The organism is Lysobacter soli (assembly GCF_009755585.1).
Taxonomy (GTDB): domain Bacteria; phylum Pseudomonadota; class Gammaproteobacteria; order Xanthomonadales; family Xanthomonadaceae; genus Lysobacter_J; species Lysobacter_J soli.
In genome coordinates, this window is the sequence record NZ_CP046603.1 from 3,811,767 (window position 1) to 3,829,052 (window position 17,286).

General features: G+C 68.9%; 19 protein-coding genes. 10 read left to right on the forward strand and 9 right to left on the reverse strand.

Annotation, left to right across the window (positions count from 1 at the left end; genetic code table 11):
* The first annotated feature begins 360 nt into the window (after positions 1-360).
* Complete coding sequence (gene grxD, locus GOY17_RS17380; protein ID WP_157031312.1) at positions 361-1,287, forward strand: Grx4 family monothiol glutaredoxin; 927 nt, start codon at positions 361-363, stop codon at positions 1,285-1,287.
* 419 nt (positions 1,288-1,706) lie between these two features.
* Here the strand turns inward: grxD and GOY17_RS17385 are convergent, their stop codons facing one another.
* Together GOY17_RS17385 and GOY17_RS17390 are read right to left on the reverse strand one after the other, a co-directional pair.
* Complete coding sequence (locus GOY17_RS17385) at positions 1,707-2,252, reverse strand: DUF924 family protein (protein ID WP_157031313.1); 546 nt, start codon at positions 2,250-2,252, stop codon at positions 1,707-1,709.
* Positions 2,253-2,375: 123 nt separating this feature from the next.
* Positions 2,376-2,942, reverse strand: coding sequence for a lysozyme inhibitor LprI family protein (locus tag GOY17_RS17390; RefSeq protein ID WP_198173735.1), 567 nt, complete (start codon positions 2,940-2,942; stop codon positions 2,376-2,378).
* A 267-nt stretch (positions 2,943-3,209) separates the two neighbouring features.
* Here GOY17_RS17390 and GOY17_RS17395 point away from each other — a divergent pair, with 267 nt between their 5' ends.
* Positions 3,210-3,506, forward strand: a complete 297-nt coding sequence (locus GOY17_RS17395) for a hypothetical protein (RefSeq protein WP_157031315.1) — start codon at positions 3,210-3,212, stop codon at positions 3,504-3,506.
* Positions 3,507-3,587: 81 nt separating this feature from the next.
* Here the strand turns inward: GOY17_RS17395 and GOY17_RS17400 are convergent, their stop codons facing one another.
* Complete coding sequence (locus GOY17_RS17400) at positions 3,588-4,364, reverse strand: AMP nucleosidase (protein ID WP_157031316.1); 777 nt, start codon at positions 4,362-4,364, stop codon at positions 3,588-3,590.
* 165 nt (positions 4,365-4,529) lie between these two features.
* Between GOY17_RS17400 and GOY17_RS17405 the strand changes: the two genes are divergently transcribed.
* The 7 genes from GOY17_RS17405 (at position 4,530) to GOY17_RS17435 (ending at position 11,016) form a co-directional block, all read left to right on the forward strand.
* The gene (locus GOY17_RS17405; protein WP_157031317.1) at positions 4,530-6,014 is read left to right on the forward strand and encodes an amidohydrolase; all 1,485 of its coding nucleotides are present in this window, start codon (positions 4,530-4,532) and stop codon (positions 6,012-6,014) included.
* Positions 6,011-7,411 carry an amidohydrolase family protein gene (locus GOY17_RS17410; RefSeq protein WP_232338474.1) on the forward strand — a complete coding sequence of 467 codons (1,401 nt, stop codon included), beginning with the start codon at positions 6,011-6,013 and terminating at the stop codon, positions 7,409-7,411. Before GOY17_RS17405 ends, GOY17_RS17410 begins: the two co-directional genes overlap by 4 nt.
* Positions 7,412-7,801: 390 nt before the next feature.
* Positions 7,802-8,209: a DUF1761 domain-containing protein gene (locus GOY17_RS17415; protein ID WP_115841996.1), complete on the forward strand. Its 408-nt coding sequence runs from the start codon at positions 7,802-7,804 to the stop codon at positions 8,207-8,209.
* 10 nt (positions 8,210-8,219) lie between these two features.
* Positions 8,220-8,864, forward strand: a complete 645-nt coding sequence (locus GOY17_RS17420; RefSeq protein ID WP_157031318.1) for a 2-hydroxychromene-2-carboxylate isomerase — start codon at positions 8,220-8,222, stop codon at positions 8,862-8,864.
* A 100-nt stretch (positions 8,865-8,964) separates the two neighbouring features.
* A complete protein-coding gene (locus GOY17_RS17425) occupies positions 8,965-9,912 on the forward strand; it encodes a DegV family protein (RefSeq protein ID WP_157031319.1) in 948 nt (315 codons plus the stop codon).
* 94 nt (positions 9,913-10,006) lie between these two features.
* Positions 10,007-10,351, forward strand: a complete 345-nt coding sequence (locus tag GOY17_RS17430) for a hypothetical protein (RefSeq protein WP_115841999.1) — start codon at positions 10,007-10,009, stop codon at positions 10,349-10,351.
* The gene (locus tag GOY17_RS17435) at positions 10,348-11,016 is read left to right on the forward strand and encodes a Dph6-related ATP pyrophosphatase (protein ID WP_157031320.1); all 669 of its coding nucleotides are present in this window, start codon (positions 10,348-10,350) and stop codon (positions 11,014-11,016) included. Before GOY17_RS17430 ends, GOY17_RS17435 begins: the two co-directional genes overlap by 4 nt.
* A gap of 7 nt (positions 11,017-11,023) precedes the next feature.
* Here the strand turns inward: GOY17_RS17435 and fghA are convergent, their stop codons facing one another.
* From fghA to GOY17_RS17465, 6 genes are all read right to left on the reverse strand, one after another.
* Complete coding sequence (fghA, locus tag GOY17_RS17440; protein ID WP_157031321.1) at positions 11,024-11,854, reverse strand: S-formylglutathione hydrolase; 831 nt, start codon at positions 11,852-11,854, stop codon at positions 11,024-11,026.
* Positions 11,855-12,024: 170 nt separating this feature from the next.
* Entirely contained in the window at positions 12,025-13,134 is a 1,110-nt protein-coding gene (locus tag GOY17_RS17445) for an S-(hydroxymethyl)glutathione dehydrogenase/class III alcohol dehydrogenase (protein WP_157031322.1), read from the reverse strand.
* Between the two features lie 28 nt (positions 13,135-13,162).
* Positions 13,163-13,438, reverse strand: coding sequence for a formaldehyde-responsive transcriptional repressor FrmR (gene frmR / locus GOY17_RS17450; protein ID WP_115842089.1), 276 nt, complete (start codon positions 13,436-13,438; stop codon positions 13,163-13,165).
* Positions 13,439-13,555: 117 nt separating this feature from the next.
* Positions 13,556-14,119 carry a DUF4136 domain-containing protein gene (locus GOY17_RS17455; protein WP_157031323.1) on the reverse strand — a complete coding sequence of 188 codons (564 nt, stop codon included), beginning with the start codon at positions 14,117-14,119 and terminating at the stop codon, positions 13,556-13,558.
* A 131-nt stretch (positions 14,120-14,250) separates the two neighbouring features.
* Positions 14,251-15,738: an ATP-binding protein gene (locus GOY17_RS17460; protein WP_115842004.1), complete on the reverse strand. Its 1,488-nt coding sequence runs from the start codon at positions 15,736-15,738 to the stop codon at positions 14,251-14,253.
* Positions 15,739-15,748: 10 nt separating this feature from the next.
* A complete protein-coding gene (locus GOY17_RS17465) occupies positions 15,749-16,456 on the reverse strand; it encodes a response regulator (RefSeq protein WP_115842005.1) in 708 nt (235 codons plus the stop codon).
* Between the two features lie 503 nt (positions 16,457-16,959).
* Between GOY17_RS17465 and GOY17_RS17470 the strand changes: the two genes are divergently transcribed.
* Complete coding sequence (locus GOY17_RS17470) at positions 16,960-17,280, forward strand: hypothetical protein (protein WP_157031324.1); 321 nt, start codon at positions 16,960-16,962, stop codon at positions 17,278-17,280.
* Positions 17,281-17,286: the final 6 nt, after the last annotated feature.

Here is a 17,286-nt window from a genome sequence, read left to right on the forward strand (position 1 = left end):
TCCCAGCGGGAGAGGGGTTGGGGTGAGGGGCGGGTAGAGCATCAACGTTGACGTTCGCGGCGCCCGCGGCCCGCTGATGCCCGAGTGCCCGAAGGCTGCGGGCCTGGATCCCGGCTTTCGCCGGGATGACGATCCTGGCGCCCTGATCTCGGCCGGTGCCATGTCGTCGCATCACAATGATCAACATGGATTCCAGCTCTCGCTGGAATGACGAGCATGGTGGTTCGCCGAGCCGGCAGTGCAGGGACGCTGCAGGCCCGGGTCCCGGCTTTCGCCGGGATGACGGTCAAAGGCGACGCCGGGTTGCCAAACCCCTTTCCCGCCCCCACATGCACCCCATTCCCACCCGGTAGTCCGCCCATGTCGCTCGACCCCGCGCTGCGTTCGCGCATCGAAACCCTGCTGCAGTCCAACCGCGTCGTCCTGTTCATGAAGGGCGCGCCCGAAGCGCCGCAGTGCGGGTTCTCGGCCAAAGCCGTCGGCGTGCTCAACGCGCTGCTGCCGGACGGCTACGCGCACGTGAACGTGCTGGCCGACGCCGACATCCGCGAAGGCATCAAGCAGTACGGCAACTGGCCGACGATCCCGCAGCTGTACATCGACGGCGAGCTCGTCGGCGGCAGCGACATCGTCGAGCAGATGGCCGGCAGCGGCGAGCTGCACACCGCGCTCGGCCTGCCGCCGCCGGACCGCCGTCCGCCGGAGTTCACCATCACGCCCGAAGCGCTCGACATGCTGCGCAGCGCGATCGACAACGCCGGCGGCGGTTACGCCGTGCAGATCGACATCGACGCGCGCCACAACGTGCGCCTGCAGCTGGCGCCGATCGACGCGAACGCGGTGGCGATCGAGATCGAAGGCGTGCGCCTGCAGACCGACGCGCTGCAGGTGCGTCGCGCCGACGGCATCAGCATCGACTGGGTCGACGACGAACGCGGCCGCGGCCTGGCCGTGACGCATCCGCTCGCCGCGCCGCCGGTGCGGACGCTGTCGCCGCACGAGGCCGACGCCCGTGTGCGTGCCGGCGCGCTGCGCCTGGTGGACGTGCGTCCGGCCGACGAGCGCTCGCTGGCCGCCGCGCCGGTCGCCTTCGACACGCTCGACGGCGGCATCGAGGCTCTGCAGGGGCTGCCGAAGGACACGCCGCTCGCGTTCCTCTGCCACCACGGCGGCCGCAGCCAGCAGGCGGCGGAACACTTCCGCGGCCTGGGTTTCCGCGAGGTCTACAACGTCGTCGGCGGCATCGACGCATGGGCGGACTTCGACGCGGCGATCCCGAAGTACTGATTCGGGATTCGGGATTCGGGATTCGGGATTCGCAGGAGCGTGTCCGAAGCCGTCATCCCGGCGAAAGCCGGGACCCAGGCCCGTAACCCGCGGGCACTCCCGCGCCGGTGAACACCATCACCGTCGTTCCCGCGAAAGCAGAACTCCAGTGTCGTCAACGCCTCGCAAGTCGCTGGATCCCCGCGTTCGCGGGGATGACGGAGGCGAACGCAGCAGGGGTCACTCCGCACGCCAACAGGCAGCGATCGCCTGCACGGAACCTCGCCTCACCGCATCCCCGCCACGCTTCACCGCGCGGAACCGCAACGTGCCGGCCGCAACGCTTAGCCTCAGGCGTGCGGCGCTTGCCGCGCACGTTTCCCGAACGCCGTAGCCGCTCCCCGGACCTCGCGTCCCCGGCTACGGCGTTTTTCTTTGCCTCAGAAGCCGCCACCGGCGTCGAGATAGGCCTGTTCCTCGGCGGTCGTTTCGCGACCCAGGATCGCGTTGCGATGCGGGAAGCGGCCGAAGCGCGCGATCACGTCGCGATGCTTGATCGCGTATTCCAGATAGCCCCTGCCGGCGTCGCCGCCGAGCGTCGAGGCCAGCGCGATCGAGCGCTCCTGGTCTTCCATCGACTCGGAATGTTCGAACGGCATGTAGAAGAACGGACGCAGCGCCGCATCGACCGCGAGGTCGTCGCCGTGATCGATCGCGCGTGCCGCGTAATGGCGCGCGAGCGGGTCGGTCGCGAACGCGTGGCCGCTGCCGCGGAAGGCGTTGCGCGGGATCTGGTCGAGCAGCAGGCACAGCGCTAGCGCACCGTCGGCGGTCTCCAACCAGTGTTCGAGCTCGCGTCGCGCCGCGGCGAAGTGCGCATCGAGGAAATCGCCGCAGCGCGCGTCGAAGGCGTCATCGCGCGCGAACCAGCGTTCGTAGCCGGCCTGGTGCCAGAAGGTGAGGAGGTCCTGGGGAGTGGTGTGCATGGGGCGCGGGATAAATGGCGAAAGCCAAAGGCTAATGCATGCGTCCTGCTGATCGGGTGTTCGCGCGTCGCGCCCTCACCCCATCCCTCCCGCATGCGGGAACTGGATCAGTCGATACCGCATTCACAACGACTCGTCGCCCAGCTGCGTCTCCAGTTCCTCCGTCCACAGCTGCGTGATGCTTTCCAGCGTCACGGCGTGGATCAGCGGGCGGATCGCGCCGCCGGCGTAGGACTGCGATACGAAGCGCGCGTAGCGCTCGCGGAACTGCAGCCAGCTGCGGTGCGCGTCGTCGAAGACGGCGAGCGTTTCCTCGTCGAGCTGGCGACGCAGGTGCGCGACCACGGTCGTCAGCCGCGCGTCGGCGCTGTGGAATTCCTCGAGGGCCTGCTGGTTCATGTCGCGCTGCGAGACGGCCGAATCGTCGCTCTGTCGCGCGACTTCCTCGGCCCGGGTGAAGTAGTTGTCGGCGATGCGCGCCGCCGTTTCGGCCTTGCCGATCAGCCGATGTTCGAGGCGACGCAGGTCGTCGAGATTGGTGTTGGATTCGTCGAGCCCCTGCTTGAGGTCGAGCAGTTTCTGGTTGCGTTCGATCGCCTCCACCGCGCTGCGTCGTTCGACGCGGCGCTGGAGGAAATAGAACCCCCAGGTCAGAACGGCGCCCAGCGCCAGATACAGCAACTTCTCCATTTTGGGCCTCCCCGGCACGCTCCTTTCCACGGAGGACAGTGTGCCTGCGGGAGGTCGCATGCACTGCGACCTGTGGCGAGCCTTGAAGCGGCGTGCGCGCGGCCCTCTTTGAGGCCTCCACGGCGCCTTGACACGATCTCCACAAAACTGAACGGACGGTCTTCGTGCCGAGCGAACGGGCCCTTGGTTACGCTCGGATGGACCGTCCCCCCTGGTCCGATTCCCGCAAGCACACCGCCCCGCTCCCGTTTCCCTGAGGGAAATCCCATGAAACAGATGCTCCTCGCCGCCATCCTGCTGGCGGGCCTGTTCGTTCCCGGTTTCGCCTTCGCACAGTACGACTGCTTCCTGATCTGCACGCCGGCGCGTGTCTACTGCCAGCCTTCGGGCGCACCCGCGCCGCCCATCGCGAAACTCTGCGGCGCCAATTCGCTGGCGACGCAATCGTTCGCCACGGCGCTGGACACGTCGGATGCGTCGCAGGCCCCACCGCCGGCGTGCACGGCGCAACAGGTGTTCGATGAAGACACGCAGACCTACGAGTGGCAGATGGTCTGCGACTGACGCGATCGTTCGCACATCCACGAAAACACGAAGGCCGGCAATTGCCGGCCTTCGTTCGTTGCGGTGCCCGTATCGGGTTCGTCACTCGTCGAAGCGGAGGTGGCGCACCGACTTTCCGTTGCGACGGATGAGCTTCAGCGCCTCGATGCCGACGTTGATGTGGTTGTCGACGTAGTCCGCCGATACGCGCGCATCCGACGCTTCGGTCTTCACGCCTTCGGGGATCATCGGCTGGTCTGATACCAGCAGCAGCGCGCCGCAGGGAATGCGGTTGGCGAAGCCGGCGGCGAAGATCGTCGCGGTTTCCATGTCGATGGCCATGCAGCGCATCGCACGCAGGCGTTCCTTGAAGGCTTCGTCGTGTTCCCAGACGCGGCGATTGGTCGTGTAGACGGTGCCGGTCCAGTAGTCGAGCGCGAGGTCGCGGATCATCGTCGACACCGCGCGCTGCAGCGCGAAGGCCGGCAGCGCGGGCACCTGCGGGGGCAGGTAGTCGTCGCTGGTGCCTTCGCCGCGGATCGCCGCGATCGGCAGGATGAGGTCGCCGAGCTGGTTCTTCCGCTTCAGGCCGCCGCACTTGCCCAGGAACAGCACGGCCTTGGGCGAGATGGCGCTGAGCAGATCCATGATCGTCGCCGCATTCGGGCTGCCCATGCCGAAGTTGAGCATGGTGATGCCGTCATGCGTGCAGCTGGGCATCGGGCGGTCCATGCCGACCACCGGCGCGCCGGTCATGCGCGAGAAGATGTTCACGTAACCGCCGAAGTTGGTCAGCAGCACGTGTTCGCCGAACTGATCCAGCGGCACGCCGGTGTAGCGCGGCAGCCAGTTGTCGACGATCTGTTCCTTGTCTTTCATGGGGGATGGCTCCTCTTGTAGTTGTGTGTGCCGCAGTACGCATCGAGTCCGATGCGCCTAATCGGGCATTGTGTCACGCCGTCCATGACCATCGTCAGGGTTGGCATCGCCGCGCCGGCGCGGCTACGGTGGGACGTTGTGAGCCGTACTCACCCGGGGACCTCCATGCATCGACCTCTCGCCGCCGCGTTGATCGCGGCGCTGGCGATCGGCGCCGCGCACGCCGCGCCGCCGGATTCGCCAGGCAACCCGCAGGCCGGCTCGTCGGCCAAATCCCGCTCCCGCTTCACCGAAGACCCCTATCCCAGCACCTACCAGCGCATCGCCGCCGCGCCGGTGCTGATCTCCGGCGCGACCGTGCTCACCGGCACCGGCCAGCGGCTGGACGGCGCCGATGTCCTGCTGCAGGACGGCAAAGTCGTCGCGGTGGGCAACGGCCTGCAGGCGCCGGCCGGCGCGACCCGCGTGGACGGCACCGGCAAGTGGGTGACGCCGGGCCTGATCGACGTGCACTCGCACCTGGGCGTCTACCCGAGCCCCGGCGTCAGCGCGCACAGCGACGGCAACGAGATGACCGCGCCGGTGACCCCGAACGTGTGGGCCGAGCATTCGGTGTGGCCGCAGGATCCGGGCTTCGCCACCGCGCTGGCCGGCGGCATCACGTCGCTGCAGGTGCTGCCCGGCAGCGCGAACCTGATCGGCGGCCGCGGCGTGACGCTCAAGAACGTCGCCGCCACGACCTACCAGGGCATGAAATTCCCGGGCGCGCCTTGGGGCCTGAAGATGGCCTGCGGCGAGAACCCCAAGCGCGTCTACGGCGGCAAGAGCGGCCCGGCCACGCGCATGGGCAACGTCGCCGGCTATCGCGCGGCGTTCATCGACGCCAGCGAATACCTCACCAAGAACGGCGGCAAGAAGAAGGACGAGCCGGAGAAGAAGCGTCGCTGGTGGCAGTCGGCCAACGACGCCGGCGAGAGCGACAAGGACACCGGCGGCAAGCGCGACCTGAAGCTCGACACGCTCGCCGGTGCGATCAACGGCGACATTCGCGTGCACATCCATTGCTACCGCGCCGACGAGATGGCGGTGATGCTCGACCTGGCGAAGGAATTCGGCTTCAAGGTTGCCGCGTTCCACCACGGCGTGGAGGCCTACAAGCTGGCCGACCGCCTCGCCGCCGAGAACGTCTGCGGCGCGCTGTGGGCCGACTGGTGGGGCTTCAAGATGGAAGCCTTCGACGGCATCCAGGAAAACATCGCGCTGGTCGATCGCCCGCCCAACAGCTGCGCGATCGTGCATTCGGATTCGGAGGAAGGCATCCAGCGCCTTAACCAGGAAGCGGCCAAGGTGATGGCGCACGCGCAGCTCGCCGGCATGGACATCCCGCCCGAGCGCGCGATCCGCTGGATGACGCAGAACGCCGCCAAGGCGCTGGGCATCGACGCGGAAACCGGCACGCTGGAGCCCGGCAAGATGGGCGATGTCGTGGTGTGGAACGGCAGCCCCTTCAGCGTCTACGCGCACGCCGAGCAGGTGTACATCGACGGTGCGCGCGTGTTCGATCGCAACGACCGCTCGCGCCAGCCGGTCTCGGATTTCATGCTCGGGCAGGGCGCGGCCGCCGGCACGAGCGCAGGAGGTGTGGAATGAGGCGCTTCATCGAGTTCCGTCGGTCGCGGCACAACCGCCCGGTCGACACCTTCGAACTGGCGTGCTGCGAACGCGACGCGGGCTGGTCGCGGTGGTATTCGCCCACGCGCAGTTTCCTCTTCATCGGCCTGCTGCTGGCCTCGATGGGCGCCGGCGCGCAGGAGCTGCTGATCCGCAACGCCACCGTGCACACGGCCGGCGCGCAGGGCACGCTGAAGAACGCCGACGTGCTCGTCTCCGGCGGCACGGTCCGCGCCGTCGGCACCGGGCTGTCCGCACCGGCGGGCGCGCAGGTGGTCGACGCACAGGGCCGCTCGGTGACGCCGACGCTGTTCGGCGGCATCACCGAGATCGGCCTGGAGGAAGTCTCCGGCGAGAAGGACACCGTCGACAACACGCTCGCGCTGGGCGCCGACACCAAGCAGATGACGGTGCGGCCGGAGTTCGACGTGACGCTGGCCTACAACCCGGATTCGATCCTGGTGCCGGTGACGCGCATCGAGGGCATCGGCTGGACGCTGCTCGGCGCCGGCACCGCGACGGGCGGTTCGATCGTTGCCGGCCAGGGCGGCATCGTTCGCCTGGACGGCAGCGCCGATCCGATCGGCCCGCGCGAGCTGTTCCTGCGCATCGGCGGCGACGCGGCCGGGCTGTCGGGCAACTCGCGCGCGGCGCAGTGGATGATCCTGGACCAGCTGATCGACGAAGTGCGCGGCCGCATTTCGCCCGACGCGAACGCGGCGCTGCTGACGCCGGCCGGCCGCGCCGCGCTGGCGAAGTACATCGGCGGCGGCGGTCGCGTGGTGGTCGAGGTCGATCGCGCCGCCGACATCCGCCAGCTGCTGCGCTGGTCGCAACGCCACAACGTGCGCGTGGCCATCGCCGGCGGCGCCGAAGCGTGGCGCGTGGCGCCGATGCTCGCGTCGGCGAAGGTGCCGGTGTTCGTCAATCCGCTGGGCAACCTGCCGTCGGATTTCGACAAGCTCGGCTCGACGATGGAAAACGCGGCGCGCCTGCGCGCGGCGGGCGTGCAGGTCGGTTTCACGCAGGCCGGCGATGCGTCGCACAACGCGCGCAAGATCCGCCAGCTCGCCGGCAACGCGGTGGCCAATGGCCTGGCGTGGGAGGACGGCCTCGCCGGCCTGACGCGCGTGCCCGCCGAAACCTTCGGCGTCGCCGACCGGCTCGGCACCATCGCGCCGGGCAAGCGCGCCGACCTGGTGCTGTGGAGCGGCGATCCGCTCGAAGTGAACGCCGCCGCCCTGCAGGTGTGGATGGACGGCCGCGCGATCCCGATGCGCAGCCGCCAGACCGAACTGCGCGACCGCTACCTGAAGACCGCCGCCCCGGCCGCCGACGGCGGACTGCCGCGGGCGTATCCGGCGTCGGGGCGGTGAGGTAGCGGCCCCTTACGCGCGGCGTCGTTTTTGGCCCCTCTCCTCCCGGGCGAGGGGTTGGGGTGAGGGCGACGCGCGCGATACATCCGGCGTCAGCCATCTGCTGTCATTCCCGCGAAGGCGGGAATCCATCTTTCCGTACATCACACGTGACGGAAGAGGTGACATAGCCGGACTTGGATCCCCGCCTTTGCGGGGATGACGGTGAGGTGGGTGCGCACTACGGGAGTGCCCACACGCACTCGGCCTGGATCCCGGCCTTCGCCGGGATGACGGAAATTCGAGGCTTCCGACTTCTCGGAAAGCGGCCGCCTTCGCCGCCATACCGACGCCGGCTTATCCTGACCGCCTCGCGCCACACACCCGCGCGCCACGCACAGGACGCCCGCCATGCCTCCGCTTCCGCACGTCGACTTCAACTGGGTCGCGGCGATCGCCGCCGCCGTGTCTTCCTTCGTCCTGGGCGGCCTCTGGTACGGGCCGCTGTTCAAGCGCGCCTGGTGCCGCGAGGCCGGCATCGATCCGGACACCGCGCCGCGTCATCCCGCGCGCATCTTCGCCACCGCGTTCGTGTGCAGCCTGCTGGCGGCGGTGATGTTCGCCAACTTCCTGCCGCCCACCGCGACGGCCGCCGACGGCTTCGGCGCGGGCTTCGTGGTCGGCCTGTTCTTCGTGGCGATGAGCTTCGGCATCAACTACGCCTTCGCCCAGCGCAGCCTGAAGCTGTGGATGATCGACGCCGGCTACCACATCGCCCAGTTCTGCCTGTACGGGCTGATCCTCGGCGCGTGGCATTGAGGACGCCTGCATGGACGCCTCGCTGACCTGGTACTTCGACTTCATCTCGCCATTTTCGTATCTGCAGTGGCAGCGCCTGAAACCGCTGCTGCGCGAGCGCGAGGCCGCCGGCACGCCGGTGCGGCTGGTGCCGATCGTGTTCGCCGCGGTGCTCGACGCCCGCGGGCAGAAGGGCCCGGCGGAAATCCCCGGCAAGCGCGAATTCACCTACCGCCACGTCCTGTGGCTGGCGCGGCAGGCAGGCGTGACGCTGCGCTTCCCGCCGGCGCATCCGTTCAATCCGCTGGCGTCGCTGCGGCTGAGCATCGCCGCCGGCGACACGCCCGAGGCGGTGGACTCGATCTTCGACTGGATATGGACCCACGGCCGCCCGGGCGACAGCGTCGAGGCACTGGTGCCGCTGATGGCCGCGCTGGACGTCCCCGCCGACGCGCTCGACGCCGACCAGACCAAGGCCGCCCTGCGCGCGAACACCGATGCGGCCATCGCCGCCGGCGTCTACGGCGTGCCCACGCTGTCGGTCGGCGACGAGCTGTTCTGGGGGTACGACGCCACCGACTTCGCCCTCGCCGCGATGCACGATGCGTCGCTGCTGCAGGAGGAGGAAATGCGCCGCGTGAGCGGGCTGCCGGTGGGTCTGCAGCGCCGACGCTGACGCGCAGCGTCATGCGGCGGCGCCGCACGGACATCCGTCTCGGACAAGGTATGCTGGCCGTCACACTTCGAAAGCCAGCGCTCTTTCCGGGAGGGGAACCATGCGCATCGGTCTCGTCGTCGATTCCGCCTGCGACCTGCCTTTGCAATACCTCGAGCAGCACGAGGTCTCCGTGCTGCCCATCACCGTCCGCATCGGCGAGGCGGTGCTCGCCGATCATCGCGACGAGCAAGCCACGCTCGAGTTCCTGCACGCGCACGTCGCCGAACGCGGCCACGAGGCGCAGACCATGCCGTACACGGTCCAGCAGATCCAGGACCTGTTCCTGCAGCGGCTGGTGATCGATTACGACTACGTCTTCTGCATGACGATCACGAAGACGCGCAGTCCGATCTTCGACAACGCGCAGCAGGCGAGCTTCGCGATCCTCAACGACTACAAGCCCGTGCGCGCCGCGGCGGGCAACGCGACGCCGTTCGCGCTGCGCGTGGTCGACACGCAGAACCTGTTCGCCGCGCAGGGCGTGACGGCGGTGGAAGCCATCCGCCTGCGCGCCGCGGGCGAAGGCGCGCCGAAGATCCGCGCACGCCTGGAGCACCTCGCGCTGCACACGCAGGGCTACATGGTGCCGCCGGATCTCTATTACCTGCGCAACCGCGCGCGCGCCAAGGGCGATCGCAGCGTCGGCTTCCTGAGCGCGGCGCTCGGCAGCGCGCTCGACATCAAGCCGATCCTGCACGCCAACCGCGGCGAAACCGGCCCGGTGGCGAAGATCAAGGGCTTCGAGCCGGCGGTGCAGAAACTGTTCGAGCACGTCTCCCAGCGCGTGGAACGCGGCGAACTGCTGACGCCGACGATGTGCCTGAGCTACGGCGGCGAACTAGAAGGCCTGCGCGCGCTGCCCGGCTACGAACGCCTGCGTGATGCCTGCGCGTCGAACAATGTCGAGCTGTTCGAAAGCGTCATGAGCCTGACCGGCATGGTCAACGTCGGCAAGGGCGCGGTGGTGGTGGGCTTCGCGGCGGAAGGGCAGAAGTTCACTGCCTGACGCGCGCGGCGGGCGGCTTCGGCGCCCGCCGTATCCATCACGGCGCGGGGATATTCACGTCCATAAACTGGACGCTCCTATCAGGAGACCCACGATGGCCACGCGCTATTACATCCGCCTTCCCGACGCGCAGCGCGCGCGCGGCGGCGATTCGTCGCTGTCTTTCACCGCGGTCAGCCCCGACGGTTTCGCCGAGCAGTTGCAGGCCGCGCTGCGCGAGCCGTCGCTCTTCGAACGCTGGAAGATGAAGCAGGACGATCCGGACGCGGTCGATCCCGCGCTGGGCGAAACCGATCCGGATGCCGTCGTGCAGGGTGCGCAGCACGACCTGCACATCGACCTGGTCGCGACCACGCGCATCGGCGGCGAGATCCTCCGCCAGCGCCTGCGCTGGCTGGCCGGCAGCGCATGGGAACTGAGGGACGTCACGGCGGCATGAGCCCGCGGTTGCTGTCGTGGAGCGGCGGCAAGGATGCGGCGTGGACGCTCCACGCCATGCGCCAGCGCGGCGATGAGGTCGTCGCGCTGCTCACCACGATTACCGACGAGTACGACCGCGTGTCGATGCAAGGCATTCGGCGCGACATCCTGCACGCGCAGGCCGACGCCGCCGGGCTCGTGCTGATCGAAGCGCGCATTCCGCGCGAGTGCGACAACGCGACCTACGAGGCCTCGTTCGCCGATGCGCTTGCGCGTGCACGCGAGCGCTGGCCCGACATGGACACCATCGCGTTCGGCGACCTGTTCCTCGCCGACGTGCGCGCGTGGCGCGAGTCGCTGTGCGCGCGGCTGGGCTGGCGCATCGACACGCCGCTGTTCGGGCGCGACACCGCGCAGCTCGCGCGCGACATGCACGACGGCGGCCTGCGCGCCCGGCTTTGCTGCGTCGATACGGAACAACTCGACGCGCGCTTCGCCGGCCTCGCGTTCGACGCTGCGTTGATCGCGCAATTTCCCGAGGGCTGCGATCCCTGCGGCGAGAACGGCGAGTTCCACACGCTGGTGCACGACGGCCCGATGTTCCGCGCACCGTTGCAGGTGCGCGAAGGCGAAACGGTGCTGCGCGACGGACGCTTCGCCTACACCGATTTCGCCCTGGCCTGAGCGCCGCTTACGCCTTCAGCGCGGCGGCGTGGTGCGCGATGTGGTCGCCGATGAAGCTGGCGATGAAGTAATAGCTGTGGTCGTAGCCCGGCTGCATGCGCAGTTCGAGTGGATGCCCGACCGCTTCGCAGGCTTCGCGCAGGCGCTGCGGCTGCAGCTGCGTCGCGAGGAACTCGTCGGCCTCGCCCTGGTCGACGAGCAGCGGCAGCCGCTCGGGCGCCGTCGCGATCAGCGCCGTTGCATCCCACGCCTTCCATGCCTCGCGATCCTCACCCAAGTACGCGGCGAATGCCTTCTGACCCCACGGCACCTGCGTCGGCGCCACGATCGGCGAGAACGCCGAGACGCTGCGATACCGCCCCGGATTCTTCAGCGCGACGACGAGCGCGCCGTGTCCGCCCATCGAATGGCCGCTGATCGCACGCGCCTTCGTCGCCGGGAACTGCGCTTCGATCAGGTCGGGCAACTCGCGCGAGACGTAGTCGAACATGCGGTAGTGCTTCGACCACGGCGCCTGCGTCGCATCGACGTAGAAGCCCGCGCCGATGCCGAGGTCGTAGCCTTCGGCATCCGCGACACCCGGGCCGCGCGGGCTGGTGTCGGGCGCGACCAGGATCACGCCGTGCTCGGCTGCATAGCGCTGCGCGCCGGCCTTGGTGATGAAGTTCTGCTCGGTGCAGGTCAGCCCGCTCAGCCAGTACAGCACCGGGCAGGAACGCTGCTCCGCCTGCGGCGGCAGGTAGACGCCAAACGTCGTCTCGCAATCGAGCGACTTCGCGTGATGCCGGTAAACGTGCTGCCAGCCGCCGAAGCAGGCGCGGTGTTCGATGCGTTCCATGGTCGTTCCGTGCTTACTGATGTGTGACCCCGCGTTTCGCTCCTATTGCGGTCATTCCCGCGAAGGCGGGAATCCATGCGTGCGGACGTCACTGCTGACGAAGAGCGGAATTGCGGCGGAGAAATGGATTCCCGCCTTCGCGGGAATGACAGCTTCCAGCGTGACGCCTCTCAGTAATGAATCACCGAGCGAATCGACTTGCCCTCATGCATCAGGTCGAAGGCGTCGTTGATGTCGTCCAGCGGCATGGTGTGCGTCACGAACGGCGCCAGCTCGATGTCGCCGCGCATGGCGTCCTCGACCATGCCCGGCAGCTGAGAGCGGCCCTTCACGCCGCCGAATGCCGTACCCATCCACTTGCGCCCGGTGACGAGCTGGAACGGACGCGTGCTGATCTCCTGGCCCGCGCCGGCGACGCCGATGATCACCGACTGGCCCCAGCCGCGATGCGCGCATTCCAGCGCCGCGCGCATCACGTTGACGTTGCCGATGCATTCGAAGGAATGGTCCACGCCCCAGCCGGTCATCTCGACGATCACCTGCTGGATGGGCTTGTCGTGATCCTTGGGATTCACGCAGTCGGTCGCGCCCATGCTGCGCGCGAGGTCGAACTTCGATGGATTGGTGTCGATGGCGATGATGCGGCCGGCCTTCGCCTGGCGCGCGCCCTGGATCACCGCAAGACCGATGCCGCCAAGGCCGAACACTGCGACCGAATCGCCTTCGGCGACCTTCGCCGTGTTGTGGACCGCACCGATGCCGGTGGTGACGCCGCAGCCGAGCAGGCAGACCTGCTCGTGGTTCGCCTCGGGGTTGATCTTCGCCAGCGAGACTTCGGCCACGACCGTGTATTCGCTGAAGGTCGAGCAGCCCATGTAGTGGTACAGCGGCTGGCCGTTGTACGAAAACCGCGTGGTGCCGTCGGGCATCACGCCCTTGCCCTGCGTCGCGCGCACGGCCACGCACAGGTTGGTCTTGCCGGACTTGCAGAACAGGCACTGCCCGCATTCGGCGGTGTACAGCGGAATCACGTGGTCGCCCGGCTTCACGCTGGTGACGCCCTCGCCCACTTCGACCACCACGCCCGCGCCTTCGTGGCCGAGCACGCACGGGAACAGGCCTTCCGGATCGTCGCCGCTGAGCGTGAACGCATCGGTGTGGCACACGCCGGTGTGGGTGATCTTCACCAGCACCTCGCCGGCCTTGGGTGGCGCGACGTCGATCTCGACGATCTGCAAGGGCTGCCCTGCGGCGAAGGCGACGGCGGCACGGGATTTCATGGCGACTCCTGGAAATGGGGAAGGACGATTACTTGAGGTACGAGCGGACGAGCCCGGCGAGTTCGGCGACGCGTTCGGCGCGCTCTTCCTGCGACGACGCGGCCTGGCCGAATTCCTCGCGGATGTGCGCTTCGAGCACTTCGGACATCAGCCCGTTCACCGCGCCGCGGATCGCCGCGATCTGCTGCAGCACGGCACCGCATTCGGCGCCGGCGTCCAGCGCGCGTTCGAGCGCGTCGGCCTGCCCCTTGATGCGGCGGATGCGGGCCTGGACGCGCTTCTTTTCTTCGGGGGAATGGGGCACGACGGCCACCCGCTCGGGTACTGGGGTGGAGTATACGTCAGTCAGCCGCCCGCGCCGCAAAAAACGAAACGGGAGCGCGAGGCTCCCGTTCGTGGATGCGAGGTTTGCGGCGTTGCGTCAGGGCATCTGCGCGGCGGCCGAGGTCGGCGGGAACTGCGCGAAGATGCGGTCCACGCTGGACTGCATGGCGTTGGTCTGGGCGATCGGCGAGTCCGGGACGGTGCCCATCGCGATACCGCGCCACAGCGGACGCTGCGTCTGCGCGTCGAACATGTCGAGCACGAGCGTGCCGTAGGTGTAATCGCGCACGGTGGTGGAGGTGTTCCAGCCGCCCCACGCGCCCCAGCCCGGGCCCCAGCAGCAACCGCCCCAGCCCCAGCCGCCCCACATCGGGCCGTTGTTCCAGGTATCCACGCGCACGCGGCGCTCGGTGACGATGCTGCCGGCGAGCGTGACCTGCGCGTTGGTCGACTGCGTCCAGCCGCGTTCGCGCAGCTTGGCGTCGATCGCGGCGACCAGGCGCTGCGTCTGCAACGGAGAGAAACCTTCAGGACGCTTTTCCCAGCGATACGTCTGGTACTGGCCGAAGTTCACGCCAGGGTCGTAATCGGTGAACACGGCGGGCGTGGTGGCGCAGCCGGCCAGCAGCGAGAAGGCGAGGAAGATGGCGAATCGTTTCATGGCCGGCTCCCACGGTGACGGCGTTTGCAGAATACGCCCGGCGCGGCGCGCCAGGCGTGAAGCGTTGCGGGTTTTGCTGAACCGTTCAGGAGGGCGTTCGGAACCTGATCGCGCATCGCGTCACGACCCGATCACCCGACCTCGTGCGGCAGGGTCACCGTGACGCGCAGGCCGCCTTCGTCGCGGTTGTCCAGCCGGATGTCGCCGCCGTGCGCGAGCACCACGCCGCGCGCGGTCGCCAGCCCCAGCCCGATGCCGCCGGTTTCGCGATTGCGTGAACTTTCGCCGCGCACGAAAGGCATGAACAGCTGTTCGCTGCGCGTCATGTCCACGCCCGGGCCGTCGTCGTCGATGCGCAGGCAGTAGCCGTCGGCATCGTCGTGCAGCGACACCCGCGCGCTGCGGCCGTACTTGATCGCGTTGTCGACCAGGTTGCCAACCATGCGCCGCAGCGCGAGCGGATCGCCGCGCAGCGGCGCCGGCGCGCCCGGCGCGAGCGCCACCGCGTGGCCGACGTCGGCTTCCTCGTCCACCACGCTTTCCACCAGCAGGCGCAGGTCCAGGCGCTCGCGCACGCGTTCGCGATGCTGTTCGCGGATGAATTCAAGCGCCGCTTCGATCATCTGCGACATCTCCGCGATGTCGGCCGTGGCCTTCTCGCGCGCGTCGGCAGGCAGCCCGTCCAGGCGGAACGACAATCGCGCCAGCGGCGTACGCAGGTCGTGCGCGATGGCCGCCACCATCTGCGTGCGCTCGCGCACGAGTCGGTTGATGCGTTCCTGCATCGCGTTGAACGACGCCGCCGCGCGCTGGATTTCCGCCGGCCCTTCCAGCGGCACCGCCGGCGCGTGCGCGTCCTGGCCCATGCGATCGGCCGACGCGGCGAAGCGGCGGATCGGCGTCGCGAGCGCGCTGGAGAACCACCACGCCAGCGGCAGCAGCGCGATCAGGCCCATCGCGAACATCAGCGCGAACGTTCGGCCGATGCCGACGCCGTGGTCCATGCGTTCGACGCGGCGCCAGCGCCCGTCCGGCTGGCGCAGCGCGGCGACGAAGGCGAACGGAAGGTGCGAATCGGCGCGCCAGTCGCGGTCGTGCGCGAAGGGCGGGCCGCCCACGCGCTGCGGCTCACCCACGCGTACGGCCTGCCGCTGGCGGGCCGGTTCGGTGCGCGCCGCGTCCGGCGGCGGTGGCGGCGACAGGGGCGGCGGGACGACGTACTCGCCCAGGCGGCCGGGATCGGCCCCGTCCATCCGCGCCATCGGCGTGCCCGGCATGACGACGATGCGCCGGAACGGCGGCAGCATGTTCGCGCCGGCCACAAAGAAGCGCACGCGGTCCTCGGGCACGTCCAGCCAGCGCGCCAGCAGCGTGCGCAGCGGCGGCGGGCTGATGAAACCGTGCTCCGGCTGCGGCGCTTCGTCGGATTCGCTCACCGCCAGCAGCGGATTGCCCGACGGCATGCGCGTGGACAACAGCGCGACCACTTCCGACAACCGCACCGCCGGCGGCGGCTCGCGCAGGGCGAGCAGCGCGATGCCGATGCCGTACGCCACCGCCAGCGCCGCCAGCAGCACCAGGAAGGTGCGGGCGAAGATCGGAAGGCCGCGGGTGTTCACCGATGCGTGCTCACAGGCGGGTGACGGTCGGCAACAGCATGTAGCCCTCGTTGCGGACGGTGCGGATCAGTTCGGTGTGGCCGCGCTCGTTGATCTTGCGACGAAGGCGGCTGATCTGGCTGTCGATCGCGCGATCGAACACCTCGCTGTCGCGGCCGCGCGCACAATCGAGCAGTTGGTCGCGGCTGAGCACACGCTGCGGATGTTCGACGAAGGTGCGCAGCAGCGAGAACTCGCCATCGGACAGGTTGATGTAGGTGCCGTGCGGATCGCGCAGCGCGCGACGGATCACGTCGAGGTGCCAGCCGGCGAATTCGTACAGGTGACCGCTCGCCGCATCGGCCGCGAGCTGCCGTCGCCGCAGCACCGCGCGAACGCGAGCGAGCAGTTCGCGCGGATTGCACGGCTTGGCGAGGTAATCGTCGGCGCCGATTTCCAGCCCGATGATGCGATCGGTATCGGTGCCTAGCGCACTGAGCATGATCAGCGCCGGCCCGCGTTCGGAGGTCAGCCGTCGCGCGGCGCTCAGGCCGTCCTCGCCGGGCATCATCACGTCCAGGATCACCAGGTCCGGGCGTTGTTCGTCGAGCACGCGCCGCATCTGCACGGCGTCTTCGGCCGTCTCCACGCGGTAGCCGTGTTCGGTCAGGAAGCCGGAGATGAGCCGGCGAAGGTCGGGGTCGTCGTCGACGACGAGCAGGAGCGACTGCAGATCCATGCCACCACGGACAGAAGGACGTAACGGAGTGTAGGCAGACCGCGAACCGGATGTCTTGGTTCTCGCCGGACCGCGAATCGGACAGAAAAATGCCGCCATCGGGGGATCTCCGATGGCGGCAACGGGACACATGGGTCCACGACTCGCCCTCGATCCTGCCGACGCGATGTTGTTCGCCGATGCCGCTTTATGTCAGCGCTGACACATCGAGCCCCGCAGCGCTGGATGAACGCGGGGCGGCACGGCGGATCCGGTGACTCATCGCATGCCGCAGCCGTGCGCGCGGCGAAACGACCGATGAACGCTTGCGCCGACATGGCGCCATCGACACGCCCCGGCAATCGCGGGCAACACCGCCATCGCACCGTGCGGCACCCGGTCGCTGGCCATGCATGCCCTCCATGCGCGGCGTCCGGGCCGAGGGTGGCGTCCGCCGGTTTCCACTTCCCGGCCGGCGGGCGCCCTCCTCCCCTCGCCGCCCTACGTTCGAAGGAGACCGTCCGATGCAACAGGATTTCCCCAGCCAACTGCGACTGCGTCTGGCACAGGCCGTCGCCTCGCTCGGCGTGGCCGCGCTGGCGCACGCGGGCGAACGCCCGCCCGCCGACCGCGACGCCTTCCGCGAGGCGATCACCGCCTGCGCCGCGGAGCAGGGCCTGCCCCCGCCGCCTCCGCCGGGCGTACGCCGCGAGCCGAAGGACGGCCAGCGTCCGGACCACGCGAAGCTCGACAAATGCATGAGCGCCAAGGGCTTCAAGCCGCCGGCAGGCGGCGGACGTCCGCGCCCGCACGAGGACGACATCGACGAGGAGGAGGAGTGGTGAGAACGG

Excerpts from the sequence above, each read along its gene's own strand:
- GOY17_RS17395 (WP_157031315.1), top strand. The coding sequence starts at position 3,210 with ATGAAACAGATGCTCCTCGCCGCCATCCTGCTGGCGGGCCTGTTCGTT.
- GOY17_RS17405 (WP_157031317.1), top strand. The coding sequence starts at position 4,530 with ATGCATCGACCTCTCGCCGCCGCGTTGATCGCGGCGCTGGCGATCGGC.
- GOY17_RS17385 (WP_157031313.1), bottom strand. The coding sequence starts at position 2,252 with ATGCACACCACTCCCCAGGACCTCCTCACCTTCTGGCACCAGGCCGGC.
- GOY17_RS17445 (WP_157031322.1), bottom strand. The coding sequence starts at position 13,134 with ATGAAATCCCGTGCCGCCGTCGCCTTCGCCGCAGGGCAGCCCTTGCAG.
- GOY17_RS17420 (WP_157031318.1), top strand. The coding sequence starts at position 8,220 with ATGGACGCCTCGCTGACCTGGTACTTCGACTTCATCTCGCCATTTTCG.
- GOY17_RS17465 (WP_115842005.1), bottom strand. The coding sequence starts at position 16,456 with ATGGATCTGCAGTCGCTCCTGCTCGTCGTCGACGACGACCCCGACCTT.
- GOY17_RS17435 (WP_157031320.1), top strand. The coding sequence starts at position 10,348 with ATGAGCCCGCGGTTGCTGTCGTGGAGCGGCGGCAAGGATGCGGCGTGG.
- GOY17_RS17455 (WP_157031323.1), bottom strand. The coding sequence starts at position 14,119 with ATGAAACGATTCGCCATCTTCCTCGCCTTCTCGCTGCTGGCCGGCTGC.
- GOY17_RS17390 (WP_198173735.1), bottom strand. The coding sequence starts at position 2,942 with ATGGAGAAGTTGCTGTATCTGGCGCTGGGCGCCGTTCTGACCTGGGGG.
- fghA (WP_157031321.1), bottom strand. The coding sequence starts at position 11,854 with ATGGAACGCATCGAACACCGCGCCTGCTTCGGCGGCTGGCAGCACGTT.
- GOY17_RS17430 (WP_115841999.1), top strand. The coding sequence starts at position 10,007 with ATGGCCACGCGCTATTACATCCGCCTTCCCGACGCGCAGCGCGCGCGC.
- GOY17_RS17400 (WP_157031316.1), bottom strand. The coding sequence starts at position 4,364 with ATGAAAGACAAGGAACAGATCGTCGACAACTGGCTGCCGCGCTACACC.
- GOY17_RS17410 (WP_232338474.1), top strand. The coding sequence starts at position 6,011 with ATGAGGCGCTTCATCGAGTTCCGTCGGTCGCGGCACAACCGCCCGGTC.
- GOY17_RS17425 (WP_157031319.1), top strand. The coding sequence starts at position 8,965 with ATGCGCATCGGTCTCGTCGTCGATTCCGCCTGCGACCTGCCTTTGCAA.
- GOY17_RS17470 (WP_157031324.1), top strand. The coding sequence starts at position 16,960 with ATGCAACAGGATTTCCCCAGCCAACTGCGACTGCGTCTGGCACAGGCC.
- grxD (WP_157031312.1), top strand. The coding sequence starts at position 361 with ATGTCGCTCGACCCCGCGCTGCGTTCGCGCATCGAAACCCTGCTGCAG.
- GOY17_RS17415 (WP_115841996.1), top strand. The coding sequence starts at position 7,802 with ATGCCTCCGCTTCCGCACGTCGACTTCAACTGGGTCGCGGCGATCGCC.